At 56.9% G+C, this 21,094-nt stretch carries 19 protein-coding genes; 12 read left to right on the top strand and 7 right to left on the bottom strand.

What is annotated here, in order from left to right:
- Positions 1 to 85 precede the first annotated feature (85 nt).
- Positions 86 to 2,029 (bottom strand): alkyl/aryl-sulfatase, encoded by a 1,944-nt coding sequence (locus tag ACZ6YA_RS04475; RefSeq protein ID WP_465895754.1) that lies wholly within the window; start codon positions 2,027 to 2,029, stop codon positions 86 to 88.
- An 821-nt stretch (positions 2,030 to 2,850) separates the two neighbouring features.
- On the opposite strand from ACZ6YA_RS04475, the gene ACZ6YA_RS04470 reads away from it, so the two are divergent.
- Genes ACZ6YA_RS04470 through ACZ6YA_RS04445 form a run of 6 tightly spaced genes read left to right on the top strand, consistent with a single transcriptional unit; the run spans position 2,851 to position 8,997 of the window.
- Entirely contained in the window at positions 2,851 to 3,447 is a 597-nt protein-coding gene (locus ACZ6YA_RS04470) for a paraquat-inducible protein A (protein ID WP_465895752.1), read from the top strand.
- Entirely contained in the window at positions 3,444 to 4,088 is a 645-nt protein-coding gene (locus ACZ6YA_RS04465) for a paraquat-inducible protein A (RefSeq protein ID WP_465895751.1), read from the top strand. Before ACZ6YA_RS04470 ends, ACZ6YA_RS04465 begins: the two co-directional genes overlap by 4 nt.
- Positions 4,072 to 5,709 carry a PqiB family protein gene (locus ACZ6YA_RS04460; protein WP_465895750.1) on the top strand — a complete coding sequence of 546 codons (1,638 nt, stop codon included), beginning with the start codon at positions 4,072 to 4,074 and terminating at the stop codon, positions 5,707 to 5,709. The genes ACZ6YA_RS04465 and ACZ6YA_RS04460 overlap by 17 nt, the downstream gene beginning before the upstream one ends.
- Positions 5,710 to 5,737: 28 nt before the next feature.
- Positions 5,738 to 6,280, top strand: a complete 543-nt coding sequence (locus tag ACZ6YA_RS04455) for a PqiC family protein (protein WP_465895749.1) — start codon at positions 5,738 to 5,740, stop codon at positions 6,278 to 6,280.
- Positions 6,281 to 6,314: 34 nt separating this feature from the next.
- Positions 6,315 to 8,144: a diguanylate cyclase domain-containing protein gene (locus ACZ6YA_RS04450; RefSeq protein WP_465895747.1), complete on the top strand. Its 1,830-nt coding sequence runs from the start codon at positions 6,315 to 6,317 to the stop codon at positions 8,142 to 8,144.
- Between the two features lie 34 nt (positions 8,145 to 8,178).
- Complete coding sequence (locus ACZ6YA_RS04445) at positions 8,179 to 8,997, top strand: transporter (protein ID WP_465895745.1); 819 nt, start codon at positions 8,179 to 8,181, stop codon at positions 8,995 to 8,997.
- Between the two features lie 148 nt (positions 8,998 to 9,145).
- Here ACZ6YA_RS04445 and ACZ6YA_RS04440 read toward each other — a convergent pair whose 3' ends face one another.
- Positions 9,146 to 9,994 (bottom strand): nitroreductase family protein, encoded by an 849-nt coding sequence (locus ACZ6YA_RS04440; RefSeq protein ID WP_465895743.1) that lies wholly within the window; start codon positions 9,992 to 9,994, stop codon positions 9,146 to 9,148.
- Positions 9,995 to 10,116: 122 nt separating this feature from the next.
- Here ACZ6YA_RS04440 and ACZ6YA_RS04435 point away from each other — a divergent pair, with 122 nt between their 5' ends.
- On the top strand, positions 10,117 to 11,019 hold the full coding sequence (locus ACZ6YA_RS04435; protein ID WP_465895742.1) for a LysR family transcriptional regulator: 903 nt from the start codon (positions 10,117 to 10,119) through the stop codon (positions 11,017 to 11,019).
- A 466-nt stretch (positions 11,020 to 11,485) separates the two neighbouring features.
- On the opposite strand, the gene lpdA is transcribed toward ACZ6YA_RS04435, so the two are convergent.
- Positions 11,486 to 12,886 (bottom strand): dihydrolipoyl dehydrogenase, encoded by a 1,401-nt coding sequence (lpdA, locus tag ACZ6YA_RS04430; protein ID WP_465895741.1) that lies wholly within the window; start codon positions 12,884 to 12,886, stop codon positions 11,486 to 11,488.
- Between the two features lie 199 nt (positions 12,887 to 13,085).
- Between lpdA and cfaB the strand changes: the two genes are divergently transcribed.
- A complete protein-coding gene (cfaB, locus tag ACZ6YA_RS04425) occupies positions 13,086 to 14,270 on the top strand; it encodes a C17 cyclopropane fatty acid synthase CfaB (RefSeq protein WP_465895740.1) in 1,185 nt (394 codons plus the stop codon).
- Positions 14,271 to 14,307: 37 nt separating this feature from the next.
- Here cfaB and cls read toward each other — a convergent pair whose 3' ends face one another.
- Positions 14,308 to 15,747 (bottom strand): cardiolipin synthase, encoded by a 1,440-nt coding sequence (gene cls / locus ACZ6YA_RS04420; protein ID WP_465895739.1) that lies wholly within the window; start codon positions 15,745 to 15,747, stop codon positions 14,308 to 14,310.
- Between the two features lie 131 nt (positions 15,748 to 15,878).
- On the opposite strand from cls, the gene ACZ6YA_RS04415 reads away from it, so the two are divergent.
- Positions 15,879 to 16,406 carry a DUF3617 domain-containing protein gene (locus tag ACZ6YA_RS04415; RefSeq protein WP_465895738.1) on the top strand — a complete coding sequence of 176 codons (528 nt, stop codon included), beginning with the start codon at positions 15,879 to 15,881 and terminating at the stop codon, positions 16,404 to 16,406.
- 3 nt (positions 16,407 to 16,409) lie between these two features.
- Here ACZ6YA_RS04415 and folE2 read toward each other — a convergent pair whose 3' ends face one another.
- Positions 16,410 to 17,297, bottom strand: coding sequence for a GTP cyclohydrolase FolE2 (gene folE2, locus ACZ6YA_RS04410; RefSeq protein ID WP_465895736.1), 888 nt, complete (start codon positions 17,295 to 17,297; stop codon positions 16,410 to 16,412).
- A gap of 22 nt (positions 17,298 to 17,319) precedes the next feature.
- Positions 17,320 to 17,700 carry a glutamine synthetase gene (locus ACZ6YA_RS04405; protein ID WP_465895733.1) on the bottom strand — a complete coding sequence of 127 codons (381 nt, stop codon included), beginning with the start codon at positions 17,698 to 17,700 and terminating at the stop codon, positions 17,320 to 17,322.
- A gap of 113 nt (positions 17,701 to 17,813) precedes the next feature.
- On the opposite strand from ACZ6YA_RS04405, the gene zigA reads away from it, so the two are divergent.
- From zigA to ACZ6YA_RS04390, 3 genes are read left to right on the top strand one after another with little or no spacing between them, the layout of a single operon-like run.
- Entirely contained in the window at positions 17,814 to 19,022 is a 1,209-nt protein-coding gene (gene zigA, locus ACZ6YA_RS04400; RefSeq protein ID WP_465895731.1) for a zinc metallochaperone GTPase ZigA, read from the top strand.
- Positions 19,019 to 19,645 (top strand): DUF1826 domain-containing protein, encoded by a 627-nt coding sequence (locus ACZ6YA_RS04395; RefSeq protein WP_465895730.1) that lies wholly within the window; start codon positions 19,019 to 19,021, stop codon positions 19,643 to 19,645. The genes zigA and ACZ6YA_RS04395 overlap by 4 nt, the downstream gene beginning before the upstream one ends.
- A gap of 39 nt (positions 19,646 to 19,684) precedes the next feature.
- Positions 19,685 to 20,656: a CobW family GTP-binding protein gene (locus ACZ6YA_RS04390; RefSeq protein ID WP_465895728.1), complete on the top strand. Its 972-nt coding sequence runs from the start codon at positions 19,685 to 19,687 to the stop codon at positions 20,654 to 20,656.
- Here ACZ6YA_RS04390 and ACZ6YA_RS04385 read toward each other — a convergent pair whose 3' ends face one another.
- Positions 20,657 to 21,049, bottom strand: a complete 393-nt coding sequence (locus tag ACZ6YA_RS04385) for a DUF3301 domain-containing protein (RefSeq protein ID WP_465895726.1) — start codon at positions 21,047 to 21,049, stop codon at positions 20,657 to 20,659.
- Between the last annotated feature and the right edge of the window lie 45 nt (positions 21,050 to 21,094).

Here is a 21,094-nt window from a genome sequence, read left to right as displayed (position 1 = left end):
TGATCAAAGCCCCCGTCCCGTGAGCGTGGCAAGGTCTCGATCAATGTCGGGAACCTTGCCTGCGCCCGCTAACGCTTGAGAGCCATCAAGGCGTAACGATTGGGAACCAGAAGTCGAAGTTATCCATGTAACTCATCAACTCTTCGAGCTTGGCTTCAGCACCATCCACCTTTATCGCACCTGACGAGACAGCGTCCTTGAGAGTGGTTTCCTTGAGCATCAGCTTGTTCAAGGTGTCGCGCGTCAGGGTTACCTTCGCATCGGCGTTTTTCGCTTGGAGGCCTTCGGTGTGGTTAAGCACACCGTTGACCATCTCCACCGCATACTGCTGTTTGAGATCGGTGAAGTCGAAGTTGAGGGTGATGTGCTTGTCTTCGACCTCAGGCCCCTTCAGGCGCATGGCCAGGTAATCGAAGAACAGGTCCAGGTCCATGGCCTTGACGGTATCGGGACTGGCGGTGTCTGGAGTCGGCAGCTGCTTGACCCCTTCACGCAGTTCCTTGGCACCGGTCAAGTAGAAGTTACGCCATGGGCCGCTCTCGGCTTGATAGCCCAGCTGCTCAAGCGCGTCGGCTTGCATATTCTTCGCCGCCTGGTTATTCGGGTCGGCAAAGACCACTTTGTTGACCACCTCAGCTACCCAGCGGAAGTCGCCTTTGTCGTAGTACTCCTTGGCTTTTTTGAGCACGGCATCTGCGCCACCCATCATGTCCACATAGCGCTTGGACTGCTCTTCCGGCGGCAGCTCCCACAAGGTAGCCGGGTTACCGATGAACCAGCCCAGGTACAGTACGTAGGTGGCCTTCACGTTGTGGTTGAGGGAGCCGTAGTAACCCCTATTGGAGAAGCGCTGGGCGATGCCCTTGGGCAGTTTCACCTGCTCGGCGATCTCGGTCATGGTGAGACCCTTGTTGGCCAGACGCAGGGTTTCGTCGTTGATATAGCGATACATGTCGCGCTGTGAAGACAGCTGGTCGCGTACTTCCTTGTTGCCCCAGACCGGCCAGTGGTGCATGGCATACATTACCTGTACGTCATCACCCCACATCTTCAACGCTTCGTTGAGGTACTTGGACCACGGCAGCGGCTCGCGAATTTTGGCGCCGCGCAGCGAGTAAGTGTTGTGCAGGGTGTGGGTGGAGTCTTCAGCGGTATTGAGCGCTTTCTTCTCGTGAATGTAATAGAGCATCTCAGCCGGCGCTTCACTGCCTGGCGCATAGAGGAACTCATAGGTCAGCCCGTCGATCACGTGCTTCTCGCCGGTCTTCTCGATGATGTCGGTCGGCGGAATCAGGGTCACGGTACCGGCAGATGTGGTGGTGCCCAGACCGGCGCCCAGCTGGCCAGTTTCATTGGGTGGCAGGAGGTTGCCGTACATGTAGCTCGCCCGGCGGCTCATCGCTGTACCGGCCATGACGTTTTCGGCCACGGCATGCTCCAGGAAACCTTTGGGCGCATACACCTTCACCTTGCCAGACTTGACGTCCTCTTCGTTGATCACGCCGCGAACGCCGCCGTAGTGGTCCACATGGCTGTGCGTATAGATCACGGCGACCACCGGTTTTTTCGGCCGGTGTTTGTAATAGAGGTCGAGGGCTGCCTTGGCCGTTTCGCTGGAAATCAGCGGGTCGAAAATGGTGATACCTTCCTTACCTTCGACGATCGTCATGTTCGACAGATCGTAGTTGCGCACCTGATAGATGCCGTCGGTCACTTCGAACAGGCCGGAAATATTGATCAACTGCGACTGTCGCCACAGGCTGGGGTTGGTGGAAGCCGGTGCTGCCTCGCCCTCTTTTATGAACCCGTACTTGTTCGGGTCCCAGATCATGTTACCGCTGGGGCCTTTGATCGGCTCGGAGGGCAGTGGAGCAATGAATCCCTTATGTGCCAGCTCGAAAGAGGTCTTGTCGTTGAACGGAAGCTCCTTGAGCAAGGCGTCGTTGGCGGCTTTGGTGGCATCGGTGGCGGGTTTCGGCGTTTCGGCTGCCCACGCCTGTGTGGTAAGCGCGATAGCACTCGCCAACAAGAATGATGAGCCTAACTTCCAGAGAGATGAAGGATTTACAGACGCTTTTTCAATGCTCGGTTTCGCAATCAATCTCATGACAAGCTCCCTTTGTATTGATGCGCTGTACCAAAGCGGTAACTGCCAGCGAAGTATTTCATACAGCGAAAATGAGTAGTCACGTCCAAATGACTAAGGCGGTGATAAATGCACTCTTATCACGACATCGCTAGTCATGAACGAGACGCAACTCTACTCGACTGACTCTACACATTAGGCGACATCAGACGCCTTTCAAGCAAAAACTCAAAAAACGAACGAATTGTTGAGCTGAATCGTTAATCTCTGGCATTTTGATATCATTGAGGCGTTATAATTATTAGCTCTCAGAGAGCTTGTAAATCGCCGTGAACGGCATATCAGTTGGCGAAGCCTACTCCTCGTGTATTACGACCTCGTTAATGGATGATATTGGTCATTGAAGCGCCTTATGTCGGTACTCCGGGCTAAGCGCGGAACAATCCTATCAATAGCCATATGAGCAATGTGCGGGCTACCTGAAAAGGAAGTTTTGATGCGCCCGCTTCCCACTATCACGCCAGAATCAAGCGCTAAAATTGTAGTCTGAGGGTGGCACGTGAAGCACCAGGAGCGGGATTCATCATCGCCGTCCCCTCAACGCATTTAGATCAATTTGATTACTTCTGAGTGCGAGAAAAATCCGGTGGCGATATAGCTGTGTCATGAAATGTGTATCATTTCTAGCCAGTTCTTTTGCTTTAGTGACTAAGCTTGCCGGGACTGTCACCCATTTGAGCCTTGGACGACAAACGAAATCCACCATGACTCATTTACCTGAACTCATTATTTGCGAGTACTGCGATGCGGTGTATCAGCGTACTCCCTTGCTCCGGCATCAGTGCGCACGGTGCACCCGGTGTCGAGGCGTGCTCTATCGACACTGTAGTTTGAGCGTGGAGCAGCGCCTGGCGCTGAGCGTGACGGGTGGGGTGCTGCTGATTTTCGCAAATGCATATCCGGTAATGACCATCGACATGAAGGGCATTTCAAATTCAGCGACCCTCTGGGATGCCGTGATGATTCTCAGCACCGGCAGCATTACCTTCATCGCACTTGTTTTGGCATTGGCGATCATTTTTGCGCCGGTCCTGCAAATTGCGGTGCTCTGCTGGGTGCTCGGATTTGCCATGCGTGGACGCCGAGCACCTGGATTTGCGGGCTGCATGCAGGCGCTGGAAAAACTGCGCCCTTGGAGCATGCTAGAGGTGTGTCTGCTGGGTGCGATGGTTGCAGTGATCAAGCTGGCCGGTCTGCTTGATGTAATACCGGGAATCGGCTTGATCGCACTGGCGGCGTTGAGCATGTTGCTGATCTATATCGCGGGCCGTGACATCCGCGACCTATGGGATCAGGTATGAATGACTCAGCGTTGGCTCAAGATCTGGGAGTCCGCCTCTGCCATGGTTGCGGCCAGACTTGTGACGTACGAATATCGGCACACCATTGCACCCGGTGTGGTGCACCATTGCATCGTCGTAAAGCCAATTCGATTGCGCGCGGCTGGGCCTTTCTTTTCGCTGCGTTGATTTTTTACATCCCGGCTAACGTGTTGCCTGTTATGCGCACCGAAATGCTCGGTCAGGGGAGTGACAGCACTATTGGTGGCGGTGTGCTGGAATTCTGGGAGGCAGGGGCCTGGGATATTGCGCTCATCATTTTCATCGCCAGTATCGGCGTCCCGGCCATCAAGTTTTTCTCTTTGGCCCTTTTATTACTCACCGCGCAACGCCGCAGCTGTTGGGCGCGACGTCAGCGCTCTCAATTGTTCCGCTTCGTTGAGCTCATCGGTTATTGGTCGATGCTGGATGTGATGGTCGTAGCCTTGGTGGCAGCGCTGGTGCAGCTGCATGGGTTAGGCACCATCGAGCCACGACCAGGCATCCTATTCTTCGGCTTGGTCGTGGTATTGACTATGTTTTCAGCCATGAGCTTTGACCCCCGTTTGATCTGGGATAGCCAGCCACATCAAGGAGAGCGCAGCGATGGCGCAGGAGACTGAACAACGGATTGCAGGTCAGGCCCAAGTACGCACGCGACGCCTCAACTTCTCACTAGTGTGGATCGTGCCCATTCTGGCCCTGTTAGTGGGGGCCTCGCTTGTAGTGCGCAACTACCTGGAAAAGGGGCCGGTGATCTCGATTTCATTTCGCACCGGTGAAGGTCTTGTTGCGCACAAAACTCAGGTCCGCTATCGCAGCGTGGTCATTGGCGAGGTGTCATCTGTAGAGCTCTCTGACGACCGCAAGAGTGTTGTGGCCAAGGTGGAGCTCTCCAACGAGGCCGAGTCGTTTGCCACACAAGGAGCGAGATATTGGGTGGTCCGACCCCGTATTGGTGCCGGAGGTGTGTCAGGCGTCGACACTTTGCTATCCGGGGCTTTCATCGGCGCTGATGCGGGTGAATCCAACGTCGCGGAAAAAACTTTCATCGGCCTGGAATCTCCGCCCCCGGTCACGTATGGCGAGAAGGGTAAGCGCTTTCACTTGACCGCCGATGATCTGGGATCACTCGACATCGGATCGTCCATTTACTACCGCCGCATTCCCGTCGGAGAGGTTGTTTCCTATGCGTTGAGAGAAGACGGCGAGGGCGTCGACATTGACGTGTTTGTGCAAGCGCCCTACGACAATTTTGTCACCACGGATACCCGCTTCTGGAACGCAAGCGGCATCGACATGGAAGTAGGGGCTAACGGTCTGAAAGTCGAAACCCAATCGTTGTCATCGGTGCTCATGGGAGGGTTGGCATTCGCTGCGCCTGATAGCTTTACTCGTGCTGAACCGGCTGCCGATCAGCAAAGCTTCACACTCTTTGCCGACCGCGATGCCGCCCTCGCTCCGCCTACAGGCAAAGCGCAATATCTGCGGTTGCGATTCGACCAGTCTATGCGGGGGCTGTCTCCTGGCGCTCCGGTGGAATTCAAGGGGGTCGAGTTCGGCAAAGTTACGTCGGTGACCCTAGATTACGATGCGAAAAAGCAGGCCTTTCCTGTCGTAGTCGATGCAGTGATTTATCCGCAGCGGTTAGGGCCTGTGCATCAGAAAATGCTGCAAGCGTTTAATCACTCACTTGATGATGATGCCGGCGCTCGGCGCCTCATCGGTACCTTTGTCGAACACGGCCTCCGGGCCCAAGCCCGCAGTGGAAATCTGATAACCGGGCAGATGTTCATCTCATTGGATTTCTACCCAGACGCCACCAAGGTAGCGTTTGACGACAGCGCGCAACCCATCGTCATTCCAACGGTGCCTGGCAGCCTTGAAAAACTTCAGGAACAGCTGCAACACGTGGTCGAGCGGCTCGGCAAGCTTCCCTTGGAAAGTATTGCCGGGAACCTGGATGGCACGCTGCGAGAAATGCGCATGACCCTCAAGCGCGTCGACGGTCAGACACTCCCCGGTGTGACCGCTACCTTGGATCAATTGCAGACAACCCTGCGCTCGGCCAATTCGGCGATCGCGGATGATTCGCCTCAGCGCGAAAAGCTGGGAGATACCCTGCAGGAGCTCGAACGCATGTCTCGTTCGCTGCGAGATCTGGCGGACTATTTGGGTAGGCATCCTGAATCCCTGATCCGCGGGCGCCCCAAAGCTGCAGGTACGGAAAAGCTGCAGCATTGATGGAACACTGGTCAAGGAGTGAATCGTTATGCCTCTTTTCTTCCGTACCCCGTTGGCGTTGTTGCTGACAGTGATCGCTGGCTGCAGCAGCACACCCAACAATTACCACACCCTTGTGCCACCCCAAGCGAACCGAGTCGCTGGAGAGCCGATTCAAGTCGTCCGGGTGGCGGTACCGCCTCAGGTTGATCGCCCTCAACTTGTGGTACGGCAAGGTGATAGCGGCTTGGTCATTCTAGAAACTGAATGGTGGGGTGCGAACCTCGTTGATGAGTTCGGCAGTGCCTTACAGGACTTTCTCGGTGGCCCGGTTGGCAGCGCGAAGAAGGCTGTACTGCGGGTCGATGTGCAGCGCTTCGATTCAGTACCTGATCACTATGCGTTGCTCGATGCGGTGTGGCGCTTGAAGCGGCCTGGCCTAGAGGAGATTACGTGTCGGACTACGGTACAAACGCCGGCACAAAACAGCGTCGCCAGCCTTGTAGTCGCTCAACAGAAGAACCTTCGCAAGCTTGCTGACGCGGTACGAACAAGCGCTACCAATGGATCTCCCAAATGTCCGGTAACGTAGGGGTACAGATGAATTCAAAGCTAATGAGCCAGCCATGAGCCTGCGCAAGAAGCTCTTGTGTTTGCTAGCGGCTCCAATGATCTTGGTGCTGATCCTGATGTGGTTGTGGGGGCAGAACATTTTGCTCAACCGGCTTGATCAGGAGGATGAGCACTTGCTTCTGGTCGAAGCTGATCGGTTGCGGGCAATGATGGAAGTCCTGTTCAAGCGCGACGTTGACCGTCTGAGCAATGTCAGTACGTTGTTACAACAATCGAGGGCGCCCCTTCAGTCAGGAGGAACGGGGTTTGATTTCCTCATCCAAACCGATTCAAACGGGTTGACAGTCCTACAGCCATTGCTTCGCCGAAGCATCCCCGCAGCGTCGGCGTTTCATCCGGTAACGCTCGACAGTTTTCAAGCGGCAATTGTTGAGCGTCTGGAAGCGCTCCGGTCAGCTTGGAGCGCAACGCCTCGTGCCCAGCTACTGATTGTGCGAGATGTCCCGATGATCCTCGTCAGCGTCGGCACGCCGTCTGGCTATCTATTTGGCGGAACGGTCCTGGATGCCGAACGGGTGAGTCAATTGCAAAAACAACTAGGCGGCGCGCTTATTTGGGCACCTCCCGACGACTCCGCTTACACGTCTTCAGCCGGCACCGATCAAAACCTGATGAGTCTGTCACAGCGTAAATTGGTCGATGCTGATCACCAAAGTGTGGACCTCATCTTTCACGACAGCCTTGGAGACGCCCAGCTCGGTATGCGGCTGATTCGTGATCGTCACCTATACCAGGAGGGGGGGCGTGAGCTGAATTTATTCATCGCATTCCTGGTGGGGAGTCTGGTCATGGCCTGGGTAGCAATTCACCTCGGGTTGGAATGGTTTCTGCTGCGCCGAATTCGAAGGATGCACGCCGAACTCTCTATGATCGGCCCGGGCAGCACGAATTCCAGATTGCAGGACCAGGGACGCGACGAGCTGGGCGATCTAGCGCATGAAGCGAATCGGACTTTAGACCGCTTGGAACAAAGTGAAGCGCGGGATACCGCGATTCTTGCGGAGATCCAGGAGGGTTACTTTGAGCTCGATGAGACGGGTCACTTGCTAACCATGAATCCCGCTTTTTGTTCGCAGGTTTGTTACCCCGCCGAACGCTTATATGGGGTCGGGTTGGCCACCCTAATGGAAAATGAAGAAGTGCTGCAGACGGTCCTGCATCCCATGCAGCGGGATGAGAGCTCGTCGCTGTCGGCTCGCCTGCGTCGCGCAGACGGCACCGTGGGTCATTATCAAGCCCGTATTACCCCAATCATGGATGGTCAAAAGAATTTCTGCGGGTACCGTGGCATTCTCCATGACATCAGCGCGCACGTGGAATATCAGAATCAGCTTTATGCGATGGCGCACAACGATGCTCTAACAGGACTAGGCAACCGGAAGGCGTTTCACCATTACCTAAGAGAGCTTTTGGTAGAGCAAGCCCTGCCCCTGACGCTTCTTTTCATTGACCTTGATCGTTTTAAGCAGGTCAACGATACCTACGGCCATGAAATGGGAGATGAGCTACTCATACATCTCGCAAGGCGCCTGGAAAACTCCGTACGGAAGCCGGATCGCGCATTTCGACTGGGAGGTGATGAGTTCACTTTGCTGATGCACGGCGACAACGTGGAGGAGGCCGAGCGCCTTGCCAATCGACTACTCAGTATCTTGAGCAAACCCGTCCGCATCGGTGACGTGATTATCGACTTCGTGACACCGAGTATTGGTATTGCACGCTCACCACATCATTCAACGACTCCAGCGGAATTGATCAAAGCAGCCGATGCGGCGATGTACGAGGCCAAGCGACATCGTAATCAATATCACCTAGCCGACTGAGCGTGTCTGTGTTGAGGGGATTGGGAAACTGACCATGCTAGCCAAAAAATCGATCATCAGGTTTTCACTGCTGGGCGTTGCACAGGTCATTTGCATCACGGGGCAAGCGGATGACAATTCGGAATTGGCCAAGAAGGCCCAGAATCCTATCGCCGCTATGTACAGCTTGCCTGTCCAGTACAACTGGGACCAGAAAATCGGTCCTTCCGGGAAGGGCATGCATAGCGTCACGAACATCCAACCTGTGCTCCCGTTCTCCTTAAATTCGGAATGGAACCTCATTTCTCGAACGATCTTGCCGGTGATCGACCAACACGGTTTGGTGGAGGGTGGGAGCGCCGACAAATTGGGTATAGGGGATATCACCCAAAGCTTTTTCTTCTCACCGAAGAAGGCTACTGAAGGCGGCTGGATATGGGGCGCGGGACCAGCCCTGCTCCTGCCAACCGGCAGTGATGATTTGCTAAGCGCAGAGCAATGGGCAGCGGGCCCTACTGCCGTGGCATTGAAGCAGTCCAACGGCTGGACACGCGGCATGCTAGCCAATCATCTGTGGGGACTGGAGAACACCCCAGGGGATGGTAAGGTCAAGATCAACCAAACCTTCCTGCAGCCATTTTTTTCGTACACAAATGCTTCATTTACTACGTTTGGTATCAACAGTGAATCGACCTACAACTGGGATACCCATGAATGGTCGATCCCTGTCAATTTGACGGTCACCCAATTACTGAAGATCGGCGGTCAGCCAATGACAATACAAGCTGGGCCCCGTTACTGGATAGAAAGCGAGACCAATGGCCCGAAGGGCTGGGGATTTCGTGCTGCTGTTACTTTACTATTCCCGCGATGAATACAGCCTTTCAGCGAGCGCCTCAGCTCCCGCCCCCAGTCATGCTTAGCACAGTAATCTGGTGCTCAGCGATGCAGAAAACTTAGCGGGGCCAATTTGCGCCTCGTGGTCACTGGCATGGTAAGCGTACGGCGAATACGCCTTTCTACTAAAGAAGCGTGAAGCCTTTCTCCTCCACCATTTCGCGCAGATCTTTACGACCGCCCATGTACTCCATGCTGGTCATCGAATTGTGAATGGCCCCCTTCCAAGTCTTGGGTGACATGTTTTGTTGGGTGCGGAAGTCCTGGCAGGCCTCCTCATAGTCATCTACGTAGTCGCGGTAGCCATCTTGACTGTAGCGGTTGTAGTGGAGCACCACAGGCTGTGCAGGGCGAGGACGGATCGCACTTGTACGGTTTGGGTCAGGGCGCCCCAGAGCCATGCCAAAGGTGACGAAGGCATGCTCAGGCAGGTTGATGATGCAGGCCAGCTCCTTGGCAATGTTTCGCATGACCCCCAGGTAAACAATCCCCAAGCCTATCGACTCGGCGGCAAGTGAAGCATTTTGAGCTGCCAAGGTGGCGTCCACGGATGCCATCAAAAACGAGTCCAGGTAATTCAGGACGATTGGATCGCCGCCTTGGTCGCGGGTAATTGCTGCCGAGCGTGAGGTGTCTGCTACCCAGAGCAGGAGTGCGGGAGCTTCCAAAATCCATGGGAGACCATCAACCTTCACTTCCCGTGCGACGGTGTCGTGGATCTCTGTCTTCAAGGCCACATCCGTAACAGCTACCAGGCTCCATTGGTTTAGAGCCGAGGAGGTGGATGCCGACTGGGCAGCAGCGACCATCGTCTCAATAGCTCCGTCCGGCAGCGCATCCGGTAGGAATGTCCTGACAGACTTGTGGCGGAGCATCGCTTCGACCATTGGCGTCATGATGAGCTTTTCAGGCTTCACCTGGTTGCCGTAACGTTGTTGAAGGAGGTGAGCTTGGGCATTCGTAAGCTCTGTCATCTGAAGTCTCCTGAAAAAGTTGACCACAGACTAACGTTACAAGCGACAAAGATAAGCCACTAGAAAGCGGCTACATAATTCACAGATGTGGACAATGGATCGCGCCCGGTTAGAATCACCAGATGGATCATCTGACGGCAATTCGCACCTTTCAACGGATCGTTGAGACCCGGTCGTTCACCAAAGCGGCTGCTCACCTGGGTATGCCTCGTTCATCTGTAAGCAAGGCGGTACAGGAACTCGAAGCACACCTTGGTACAAAGCTGCTTCAGAGAACGACACGTACGATTGCGCTCACCACTGAGGGCGCTGAGTATTACCGCAAGGTCGCTCAGGTAATTGCGCGGCTAGACGAGGCTGAGGCTGAGCTACGAGACATGGGCGCAGCCTCGCGCGGCAGACTACGCGTCGACCTGCACTCTTCACTGGCACAGTTGCTCTTGATACCGGTGCTCAAGGAGTTCAGAACACGTCACCCTCACATCCAGGTAGCACTGGGAGTCAGCGACCGCCCTGTCAACCTGATCGAGGAGGGAGTCGACTGCGTAATCCGGGCTGGGCAGTTAGCGGATTCTTCATTGGTTGCAAAGAGGCTTTTCATCGACAAGTTGGTGACTTGTGCAAGCCCCGAATACTTGATGGAGCATGGTACGCCGTCATCCCCGGCTGATTTGGATCACCACCAGATCGTCGGCTATTTCAGCGCTTCGAATGGTGAGGTCTGGCCATTACGCTTTCGCAAGCGAGGTGGTGATCATCTCATCTCTCGCTTCGATGTCGCCTCGAATGACAGTGCCAGCCATATCAATATGATCGTGAATGGAGCGGGAATAGGACAAACATTCGCTTCTGTGGCAGCTCGACTTGTTGAGTCCGGCCTACTCGTGCCCATTCTTGAAAAGCACACCTGCTCAACGATACCCATTTCAGTAATTTACCCATCAAACAAGCAGTTAAATGCCCGTGTCCGTGTATTCGTAGACTGGATTGTCGAGCGGCTAGGTGGGTACCCATCGATGCGGTAAAGGTGTTCGCTCTCACTGGCTTTGTGGGTTCGGCTGGGGCATGAAACATCCGCTAGATGTGCCAAAACTGGTGTCCACTTCAATTAGGTGGACATCCTAGCCTTAGGCGCGAGCTCGAGAAGATGTGCTTGCCGGAGGTTACCTAGCATGCCTATATTTTCTACGATCAACCCATTGAGAACCCTGGCATGCTGCGCTTGCGATCGATGACGCCCACGCCCAGCGTCCTGCCAGCCGTCGACCTTCGAGGTGAATATGCAAGTCGCGTCGTTTCTGGGCGCGACAGTTTTAATTCTCCAGAGCATGAAATTAAATTACGGTTTGGAGAGGTTGCGACAGTTTTGCGCTTTCTCAAGTGAAGGCTGAAGACCACTAATTCCGGGGCTTGTTGCGACAGTTTTAATTCTCTAAATCCAATGAAACGAAACCCCCGCAAGGGGGTTTCGTTGTTTCTGGCCTTTGAAGATCAGATCTGCATCGCCATCCCCTCCACATTCATCGCCGCCTGGCGCAATGCTTCGGAGCGGGTCGGATGCGGGTGGCAGGTGAGGGCGATGTCCTCGGCGGAGGCCGAGAACTCCATGGCCACGCAGAACTCGCCGATCATCTCGCTGACGCTTGGGCCAACCAAGTGCACGCCCAGTACTTCATCGGTGTTGGCATCGGCGATGACCTTGGCAAAGCCTTCGGTCTCGTGATTGATTTTGGCCCGGCTATTGGCGGTGAAGGGAAACTTGCCGACCTTGTAGGCACGGCCCTCGGCCTTGAGCTGTTCTTCCGTCTTGCCGACGCTGGCCAGCTCGGGGCGGGTGTAGATGACCCCAGGGATCAGGTTGTAGTTGACCTCATGGGGTTTGCCGGCGATGCGCTCGATGCAGGCCACCGCTTCGTCTTCGGCCTTGTGCGCCAGCATCGGGCCGGAGGTGACATCGCCAATGACCCAGACACCCGGCACCGAAGTGCGGTGATGGTCGTTGGTGAGCATGCCGCGTTTGTCAGTTTGCAGGCCGACGCTCTCGAGGTTCAGGCCCTGGGTGTAAGGGCGGCGGCCGATGGCCACCAGCACATAGTCGGCTTGCAGGGTTTCGGCGGTACCACCGGCAGCGGGTTCCAGGGTCAGGCTGACCCCATCGGCCGAGGCGGTGGCCTGCGTCACCTTGCTGCCGAGCTTGAACGCCATGCCTTGCTTGGTCAGGGCCTTTTGCAGGGTTTTGGCGGTTTCTTCATCGGTGCCCGGGCAGATGCGATCGAGGTACTCGATCACGGTGACCTGGCTGCCTAGGCGGCGCCATACCGAGCCTAGCTCCAGGCCGATGACGCCGGCGCCGATCACGATCATATGCTTGGGTACCTGGGGCAGGGCCAGGGCGCCGGTGGAGTCGATGATGCGCTGGTTATCAATGGTCACGCCCGGCAGGGGAGTAGGCTCGGAGCCGGTGGCGATGACGATGTCCTTGGCCTGCAGCGGAGTATCGCTACCATCTTCGGCCTTGACGATGACTTTGCCGAGACCGTCCAGCCGGCCCCAGCCCTTGATCCAGTCGACCTTGTTCTTGCGAAACAGATACTCAATGCCCTTGGTCAGGCCGGTTACGCTCTCGTCCTTCTGTTTCATCATCTGGGCGAGATTCAGGGTCGGCTTTACTTCGATACCAAGGTGGGCGAACTCGTCGCCGCTGGCGGCTTCGTAAAGCTCGGAGGCATGCAGCAGCGCCTTGGATGGCATGCACCCGACATTCAGGCAGGTGCCGCCGAGGGTCGAGCGGCCTTCCACACAGGCAACGCTCAGGCCCAGTTGGCCGGCGCGAATCGCCGCGTTGTAGCCGCCAGGGCCGCCGCCGATGATCACCACGTCATAGGATTTCATGGATTCAACTCCAGATGAAGAAGCGCGAGAGGGGCATAAGATTAAGCGGAGCCAGTGAAATTGTATACAATCTAGCGCGCGCATAAGATCAGTTGGTTCTAGACCTCTGTCTCGCTTAGCGGAAACTTTGCACGAATGAACTACCCTGATTCGGTGGTGTTCGAAATTTCATGCATCGAGCCCAGAAGGAGGGTCGTCCATGCTTGCGCAACTTCCGCCGGCACTGCAGAGCCTGCACTTGCCACTTCGCCTGAAACTGTGGGATGGCAACCAGTTCGACCTGGGACCAAGCCCCCAGGTCACTATCCTGGTCAAGGAGCCGCAGCTGATCAGCCAGCTGACGCATCCGAGCTTGGACGAACTGGGCACTGCCTTTGTCGAGGGCAAGCTGGAGTTGGAAGGTGATATCGGCGAAGCCATTCGAGTGTGTGACGAGCTGAGCGAAGCATTGCTCACCGATGACGACGCAAGCCCTCCACAGCGTCTGGCCCACGACAAACGTACTGACGCCAAATCCATCTCGTATCACTACGATGTCTCCAACGCCTTCTACCAACTGTGGCTCGACCAAGACATGGCGTACTCCTGCGCCTACTTCCGTGAACAGGACAACACCCTCGACCAGGCCCAACAGGACAAGTTCGACCACCTGTGCCGCAAGCTGCGCTTGCAGGCGGGCGAGCATCTGCTCGACGTGGGCTGTGGCTGGGGCGGGCTGTCCCGCTTCGCCGCGCGGGAGTACGGTGCCATAGTGCAGGGCATTACCCTGAGCAAGGAGCAGCTCAAGCTTGGGCGTCAGCGGGTCAAGGAAGAAGGCCTGGCCAAACAGGTCGACCTGCAGATCCTCGACTACCGTGACCTGCCCCAGGATGGACGTTTCGACAAGGTGGTCAGCGTCGGTATGTTCGAGCATGTCGGGCATGCCAACCTGCCGCTGTATTGCCAGAAGCTGTTCGGCGCTGTGCGTGAAGGCGGCCTGGTGATGAACCACGGCATTACCGCCAAGCATATTGACGGCCGCCCGGTCGGACGCGGCGTAGGTGAGTTCATTGACCGCTATGTGTTCCCCAACGGTGAGTTGCCGCACTTGTCGATGATCACTGCAAGCATCTGCGAGGCGGGGCTGGAGGTGGTGGACGTGGAGAGCCTGCGCTTGCACTACGCCAAGACATTGCACCACTGGAGCGAGAATCTGGAGCACCAGCTACACCGCGCTGCAGCCCTGGTGCCGGAGAAAACCTTGCGCATCTGGCGCTTGTACCTGGCGGGTTGTGCCTATGCGTTCCAGAAGGGCTGGATCAACCTGCACCAGATTCTAGCTGTGAAGCCCTATGCCGATGGGCAGCACGATCTACCTTGGACCCGCGAAGATCTCTACCGCTGACACCCAACCCAGGGCCGCACTAGCGGCCCTGGTTACGTTAGAGGATCGGCGATATCAACCGCGCGATGCGCATCCCCAATTGCTGGATACGGTGAGTATCGCGGCTATCCTCAGCGGTAATTTCCCTGGCCTGCTCGAAGTCTTCGATCAACATCGCCTCGACCTGATCGGCAAATTGTCGATCGACCGTCAGCAGGGTGATTTCGAAATTGAGCCGGAAGGATCGGTTGTCCAGGTTGGCACTGCCGATGGCGCTGACCTCGTCGTCCACCAGCACCACCTTCTGATGCAGAAAGCCTGGCTGGTACCGGAACATGCGTACGCCTGCACGCACCGCCTCGAAGGCGAACAGGCTGGAAGCGGCGTAGACGATGCGGTGGTCCGGGCGCGAGGGGATGAGAATGCGCACGTCTACACCTCGCAGCACGGCCAGGCGCAAGGCGGCAAACACGGCCTCGTCGGGAATGAAGTAGGGGCTGGTGATCCATACCCGGTGGGTGGCGGAGTGGATGGCTTCAATGAAAAACAGCGAGCAGGTTTCCTGTGGGTCTGCCGGGCCGCTGGCCAGCGCTTGGCATAACACGCCATTGTCCGGGTAGGTGTCGGGCAGGATCAGCGGAGGCAGCTGGCGCGTTGCCCAGTACCAGTCCTCGGCGAACGACTCCTGCAGGCAGGCCAGCACCGGCCCGCTGATCTGCACATGGGTGTCACGCCAGGGCGATAAAGGAGGGTGCTCACCGAGGTATTCGTCACCGACGTTGTGGCCACCGATGAAGCCGGTCACACCATCGACCACGACAATCTTGCGGTGGTTGCGAAAGTTCACTTGGAAGCGATTGAACCAGCCGCGGCGGGTAGCGAAGGCATGGATCTGCCCGCCACCATCGCGCAGCGCCTGGCTGTAGCGGGCGGGCAAGGCGTGGCTGCCGACTCGGTCGTACAGCACGAACACCTGCACGCCCTCGGCAGCTTTGCGCAGCAGCAGTTGCTGCAGCGCCTTGCCCAGAGTGTCGTCATGGATGATGAAGAACTGCACCAAAACCACTTCCCGGGCCTGCTCGATAGCGGCGAAGATGGCATCGAACGTTGCCTTGCCATTGATCAACAACTTCACCTGGTTGTTGGCCAGGCAAGGCATCCGCCCGAGCTTTGGCATGGCCCGTAACGCGGCATAGCTGTCTGATTCGCGAGCAGTGAGTGCTTCCTCTACCCAGGGCCGCCAGTTCAGGTTAGCCATGGCCACATGCATTTCCTGGTTGGCCAGGCGTCGTGCCTGGATGTAGGCATAGAACGAGCGGGCACCGAAAACCAGGTAAGGGATGAGAGTGAAGTAAGGAATGAAGAACAGTGACATGGCCCAGGCAATCGCGCCTTGGGCCGTACGCACGGTGAATACCGCATGCAGTGCGGCGATGATGCCTAGTAGATGAATGACGCCGAGCACGTAGCCGAAGAAGTAGGGGCTGTGGTAATCCATACGCATCCTGCTTGCCGAATACACAGCGGATAACAGAACACGTTCCAGGCCCGGCTTGCAACCTGAAAGCGGATTTGGCGTCTAAGCCTGAGCCCGGCCACTTGGCCGGTTTTTTCGAGGAGCGTTCGTCCATGAAGATTCGTCTGCCACTGTTGGCTCTGGCCCTTGGCCTGGGTAGCTCGCTGGCGCATGCGCAGATGTTGCAACCCGGCTTGTGGGAGCTAACCACCAGCAATATGCAGGTCGATGGCAAGCCGTTGCCCGATATGCAGTTCATGCTCGGCCAACTGAAGAACTTGCCACCGGAGCAACGGGCAATGATGGAAGGGGTGCTGGCCAAGCAGGGCGTTACTATAGGCGGTAACGGTGTTCGTTCATGCCTGACGCCAGAGCAGGTGAAGACCAATGACATTCCGCTACAAGACCCGAAGTCCGGTTGCACGCAAAAGATCACGGACCGCACTGGCAATGTCTGGAAGTTCCAGTTTAGCTGCCCGAAAGCACAAGGGACCGGTCAGGCAACCTTCCTCAGCGACAAGGAATTCACCACCCAGGTAAACGGCACTTTCAATGCATCGGGTGTGCAGCAGCAGGGCAGCATGAACACCCGTGCCGTCTGGCTGGGCAACGACTGTGGAACGGTCAAGCCTCGGACTTGAGGTTTACCATTGCCACTGGCACCTGGCGACCGCGTCGTGGGCATGCAGGCTTTCTGCATGTTCCACGCGAAGCTTGAAGGCAGTGCTCCAATCCAACTGTCGTAGCGACTTATGCAATCGTCGTGCGGCGTCTTCACAGAACATCAGGTTCTGGCCATTGGCCAAAGCGAACGCCTGCTCATCGGCGCGTTTTACGGCTGTCTGAACTGCGGTACCCAAACTCATCTCTATCGATTCGATGAGCGTGGTTGCAGGAATACTCTCTAGATTGTCGCGCAAGCGAACATGGACTTCGGCCATGCTGCGTTGACTGTGGGGCGTGGCGACAATGCCCTGGCTACTGCCCAACCAGTTCAGAACTTCCTCGCGACTCAGGTTTCGCTGGGCAAAGTCTGCCTGGAACTGTTGTTGAATCAACTGCCTGGCTAGCGCTGCGGAGCATGGGCATGTGGATGAATAGGGAACGCGTACAGATAGTTCCACGTGGAACATTTCATTTTCGATCTTCGCATCGAGACTAACCGCGTAGCTTTTCCATCCTGCTAACGGGCTGACTAGAGCCGCTCGTTTGAGCAAGTGCTCGAAACTCAGCCGCAGGTAGGCAGCATTGGATAGTCCTTCGTGGCTAACGAGAAAATCTGCAAGCAGACGGCGGATTGCCAACGGGGTGAGCGCTTCATGCTCAAGGCGCTCTAGCGAGAGGTACAGTCGCGACATGTGAATACCACGTGACGTGCCATCCACAAGGCTCACACCGGCATCGGCCTTGGCTGCCACCCTGTGCCCATCGAACTGAACGGGCAATGCGATTCCGCTCATGCCTACCCAACTGAGTGGCAACGTTTGCTGTTGTGTCTGTGCAGCGATGTCGGGGAGCGTCAGATCATTCATGGGTGATACCAGGTAGGGTATGTCAGCGGCATCCGCCGACCAAGCTGCAATGCAGATTGAAACGTTGACCGCTTGAGCTGGAAACGCGGTTCAACGTGGTCCAGCCAACGCGTCGGCTATATCCAACCCAGGCCTTTCCATCGCTGGCGAGACCTGTGAAAAACGTCAGCGTGCCGTAGCGGCTGTTGGTTTGCGCCCAGAGTCGGCGCGATGCGTTGTCGAAGCCGCGCAGGTAAAGATGGCTGTCCTCTGTCCGCACACTGTAATAACTACCGTTGCCATCCTTGCAGGCAAGCAGTGTGGCGCTCCGTGTGCACAGCGCGATTGTGTTGTTCAACGGCATCGCCAGCGTCGGAAAAGGCGCAGTGACCAGCAGCAACGCGGCTGCATGTAACAGTTTCATTTCCATCCCCCGAGAAAAACTTCCGACGAGTACGGCTTGGCGAAATTGTATTGTTACTTTATAACATTATGCAATGCATCGTTTCGAATGCGCCCGCCTGTCGAGGTTTCGCCATGTCCCATCGTCTTCCTGTCACCGTGCTGTCCGGCTTCCTGGGGGCCGGCAAAAGCACCTTGCTCAACCATGTGCTGCGTAATCGCGACAACCTGCGCGTCGCCGTCATCGTCAATGACATGAGCGAAATCAACATTGATGCCAGTGAGGTGCAACGCAATGTCAGCCTCAACCGCGCCGAAGAAAAACTGGTGGAGATGAGCAACGGCTGCATCTGCTGCACCCTGCGCGAAGACCTGCTGGAAGAAGTGGCGCGGCTGGCCGAGGAAGGCCGCTTCGATTATCTGCTGATCGAGTCCACTGGCATTTCCGAGCCCTTGCCGGTCGCCGAGACGTTCACCTTCCGAGATGAGCAGGGCCGCAGCCTGTCCGACATGGCACGGCTCGACACGATGGTGACGGTGGTCGATGGCCTGAACTTCATGCGCGATTACCAGGCTGCCGACAGCCTGGCGAGTCGCGGCGAAACCCTGGGCGAGGAAGACGAGCGCTCAATCAGTGACCTGTTGATCGAACAGGTCGAGTTTGCCGATGTGCTGTTGCTGAGCAAGATCGACCTGATCAGCCAGCATGAGCGCGAAGAGCTAATCGCCATTTTGCGCAGCCTCAATGCCCGGGCGCAGATCGTGCCGATGGTCATGGGCCAGGTGCCGCTGGCACGAATCCTCGATACCGGCCTGTTCGACTTCGAGCAGGCCGCGCAGGCGCCGGGCTGGTTGCAGGAACTGCGCGGGGAGCACATACCGGAAACCGAGGAATACGGCATTGCTGCGACCACTTGGGAAGCTCGCAGGCCGCTGCACCCGCAGCGGTTCTTCGACTTTATCCACAAGCCATGGAGCAATGGCCGCTTGCTGCGCTCGAAAGGTTTCTTCTGGCTGGCCAGCAAGTATCAGGAGGCCGGCAGCTGGTCGCAGGCAGGTGGCATGATGCGCCACGGGCTGGCTGGGCGCTGGTGGCGTTTCGTGCCACGAGAGCACTGGCCCCAGGATGAGCAGAGCACGCAGGACATTCTCAGGCATTGGGTGGCTGAAAGCGGAGACTGCCGTCAAGAGCTGGTTTTCATCGGGCAGAACATCGACTTCGCCGAGTTATCCACAGCGTTGGATAACTGCTTGCTGACCGACGATGAGATGGCGCTGGGTCAGATGGGCTGGCTGCGTCTACCTGATCCATTCGGGCATTGGCATGCTGAGGAAGTAGCATGACGCCGGTGCTTCAGCCTGTGGATATCCGTCAGATCCATGCCGATGCGCCACGCGTGTTGACCGAAATTTTCAACGATGGCGTCAATATGGCCGTCTGGCAGCGCCATTTACCTGCTCAGATCGAAGATTTCGCGGCGCTGCTGGTAGGCCTTGGCCAACCCTTGGAGGACCTGCGTGTGCTCGATGTGCATGAGCATGAAACCCCGCTGCTTCCACACCTGTTGGCCGAGGCTGCCGAGCTGCATGGCTACGAAAGTTTTGTCGCAGATGTACGCTGGTTGGTATCCGCCTTCACCTGCCTGCTTGGCGCGCGGCGTGTCGGGCTGCGGCTGCGGGTATTGCAGGGCGCCATGTGCCCTCGCTTTCATGTGGATAACGTTCCCCTGCGGCTGCTGACCAGCTACGTGGGCCCAGGCAGCGAATGGCTTGAGGAGGGCGCGATCGAACGGCATGGATTGCATCTTGCGCAAGCACCTGTGGATAACATCAAAAGACTGCAACCGGGGGATGTGGCTGTGCTCAAGGGCGAAAAATGGCTGGGCAACGAAGGTGCTGGCCTTGTCCACCGTTCGCCGGCAAGCCAGGAGCGGCGCTTGTTGCTCAGCCTTGACTGGCTGGCTTGACGGGGCATAGTGGGGTGAATTACGCACCGAAGTGATCGCATGCTGCAGAACATCCCCACCCACGTCATCGCCGGGCCTTTGGGGGCCGGTAAAACCAGTGTCATCCGGCAGTTGATGGCCCAGCGCCCGGCGGCCGAGCGTTGGGCTGTGCTGGTCAATGAATTCGGTCAGGTCGGCCTGGACGCGGCGTTGCTGAGTCGTGACGAAGGCGGCATAGCCATTGCCGAGGTGGCGGGAGGATGCCTGTGTTGCGTGAATGGCACCCCGTTCCAGGTCGGGCTCGGGCGCTTGCTGCGCACAGCGCGTCCGGACCGTCTGTTCATCGAACCCTCAGGCTTGGGTCATCCCGTTCAGTTATTGAATCAATTGCGCCAAGCTCCCTGGGTTGGCGTGCTGGCAGTGCAGCCGCTGGTAATGGTTGTGGATGCTCAGTCGCTGGCGCGTGGGGAGCGTTTACCTGAGGCGCAACGACAGGCACTGGAAGCGGCTTGGCTGTTAATCTTCAACAAAAGCGAGGCTGTTGATGAAAAACATAGGTTGTTGATAAATAAGGATTTTCCAGCAATCGCTAGTGTATGGACTGCACAGGGGGTGTTAGCAACTTCCAGTCTTCCGATTTCATCCACAGGTGTAATTTCGCAATATTCAGTGGATAAAGCCGCTATGGATAATCCATCCACAGCCCCTCTTGCCCTGTGGACTGATGTTCGTCAGCCCATTTGCCATGCTCACGAAGGTGAGGGCGGTTGGAGCATCGGCTGGCGCTGGCACCCAAGCCAACAGTTTAATCCCCAGGCTCTGCGTGAAATGCTCGAAACGTACGACTGGCGTAGAGCCAAGGGCGTTATCCACAGCAGCGAAGGCTGGCAGTCCTTCAATGGGCTGAATGGCAACTTACCTGACTGGCAGCCTAGCGCCTGGCGCAAGGACACGCGCATCGAACTGATCTTCGATCAGCCGCAGCCCCAGCAGGCGCTACAGGCTGTACTAGCTCGGTGCCGTGTGAGCTGATCAGTTGCGCCAGCGATTATGTTCCTGGCGCCACTGCTGCATCTCAATGACGTTGCCGGTGCGTGGCGGCGTATTGATCTCGAACGGGTAGGGCGCCAGCTCGATCTGCATGCTGTGGGCACCGAACTGAGTCACGGTACCTGGATGGCGCTGTTCGCCGGTCACGGTGAACTCGAAGGCATACACCCGCGCCAGCCGCTTCCTGCCATTGGCGTCACGGATGAAGCCGATGCGCTTGAGCGCGACGGCATCATCAAGCAGCTCCAGGTCGAGTTTTGCGCAGTGCTGTTTGACCCGCGCCAAGGCCTTCTCACGCAGCCCGTGGTTGTGCCATAACCACGCGCCTGCCGTGGCCAATAGCATCAGGACGAAGAGATTCTCCAGGGTCAACATTTGCATATGCTCCAAACAGGTTGATCCAGCTTAACTGTGTCCCTG

Source organism: Pseudomonas sp. NPDC090752 (assembly GCF_055584805.1).
This window is presented reverse-complemented; position numbering and strand designations above follow the sequence as displayed.

Excerpts from the sequence above, each read along its gene's own strand:
- ACZ6YA_RS04470 (WP_465895752.1), top strand. The coding sequence starts at position 2,851 with ATGACTCATTTACCTGAACTCATTATTTGCGAGTACTGCGATGCGGTG.
- ACZ6YA_RS04465 (WP_465895751.1), top strand. The coding sequence starts at position 3,444 with ATGAATGACTCAGCGTTGGCTCAAGATCTGGGAGTCCGCCTCTGCCAT.
- ACZ6YA_RS04460 (WP_465895750.1), top strand. The coding sequence starts at position 4,072 with ATGGCGCAGGAGACTGAACAACGGATTGCAGGTCAGGCCCAAGTACGC.
- ACZ6YA_RS04455 (WP_465895749.1), top strand. The coding sequence starts at position 5,738 with ATGCCTCTTTTCTTCCGTACCCCGTTGGCGTTGTTGCTGACAGTGATC.
- ACZ6YA_RS04450 (WP_465895747.1), top strand. The coding sequence starts at position 6,315 with ATGAGCCTGCGCAAGAAGCTCTTGTGTTTGCTAGCGGCTCCAATGATC.
- ACZ6YA_RS04445 (WP_465895745.1), top strand. The coding sequence starts at position 8,179 with ATGCTAGCCAAAAAATCGATCATCAGGTTTTCACTGCTGGGCGTTGCA.
- ACZ6YA_RS04440 (WP_465895743.1), bottom strand. The coding sequence starts at position 9,994 with ATGACAGAGCTTACGAATGCCCAAGCTCACCTCCTTCAACAACGTTAC.
- ACZ6YA_RS04435 (WP_465895742.1), top strand. The coding sequence starts at position 10,117 with ATGGATCATCTGACGGCAATTCGCACCTTTCAACGGATCGTTGAGACC.
- lpdA (WP_465895741.1), bottom strand. The coding sequence starts at position 12,886 with ATGAAATCCTATGACGTGGTGATCATCGGCGGCGGCCCTGGCGGCTAC.
- cfaB (WP_465895740.1), top strand. The coding sequence starts at position 13,086 with ATGCTTGCGCAACTTCCGCCGGCACTGCAGAGCCTGCACTTGCCACTT.
- cls (WP_465895739.1), bottom strand. The coding sequence starts at position 15,747 with ATGGATTACCACAGCCCCTACTTCTTCGGCTACGTGCTCGGCGTCATT.
- ACZ6YA_RS04415 (WP_465895738.1), top strand. The coding sequence starts at position 15,879 with ATGAAGATTCGTCTGCCACTGTTGGCTCTGGCCCTTGGCCTGGGTAGC.
- folE2 (WP_465895736.1), bottom strand. The coding sequence starts at position 17,297 with ATGAATGATCTGACGCTCCCCGACATCGCTGCACAGACACAACAGCAA.
- ACZ6YA_RS04405 (WP_465895733.1), bottom strand. The coding sequence starts at position 17,700 with ATGAAACTGTTACATGCAGCCGCGTTGCTGCTGGTCACTGCGCCTTTT.
- zigA (WP_465895731.1), top strand. The coding sequence starts at position 17,814 with ATGTCCCATCGTCTTCCTGTCACCGTGCTGTCCGGCTTCCTGGGGGCC.
- ACZ6YA_RS04395 (WP_465895730.1), top strand. The coding sequence starts at position 19,019 with ATGACGCCGGTGCTTCAGCCTGTGGATATCCGTCAGATCCATGCCGAT.
- ACZ6YA_RS04390 (WP_465895728.1), top strand. The coding sequence starts at position 19,685 with ATGCTGCAGAACATCCCCACCCACGTCATCGCCGGGCCTTTGGGGGCC.
- ACZ6YA_RS04385 (WP_465895726.1), bottom strand. The coding sequence starts at position 21,049 with ATGTTGACCCTGGAGAATCTCTTCGTCCTGATGCTATTGGCCACGGCA.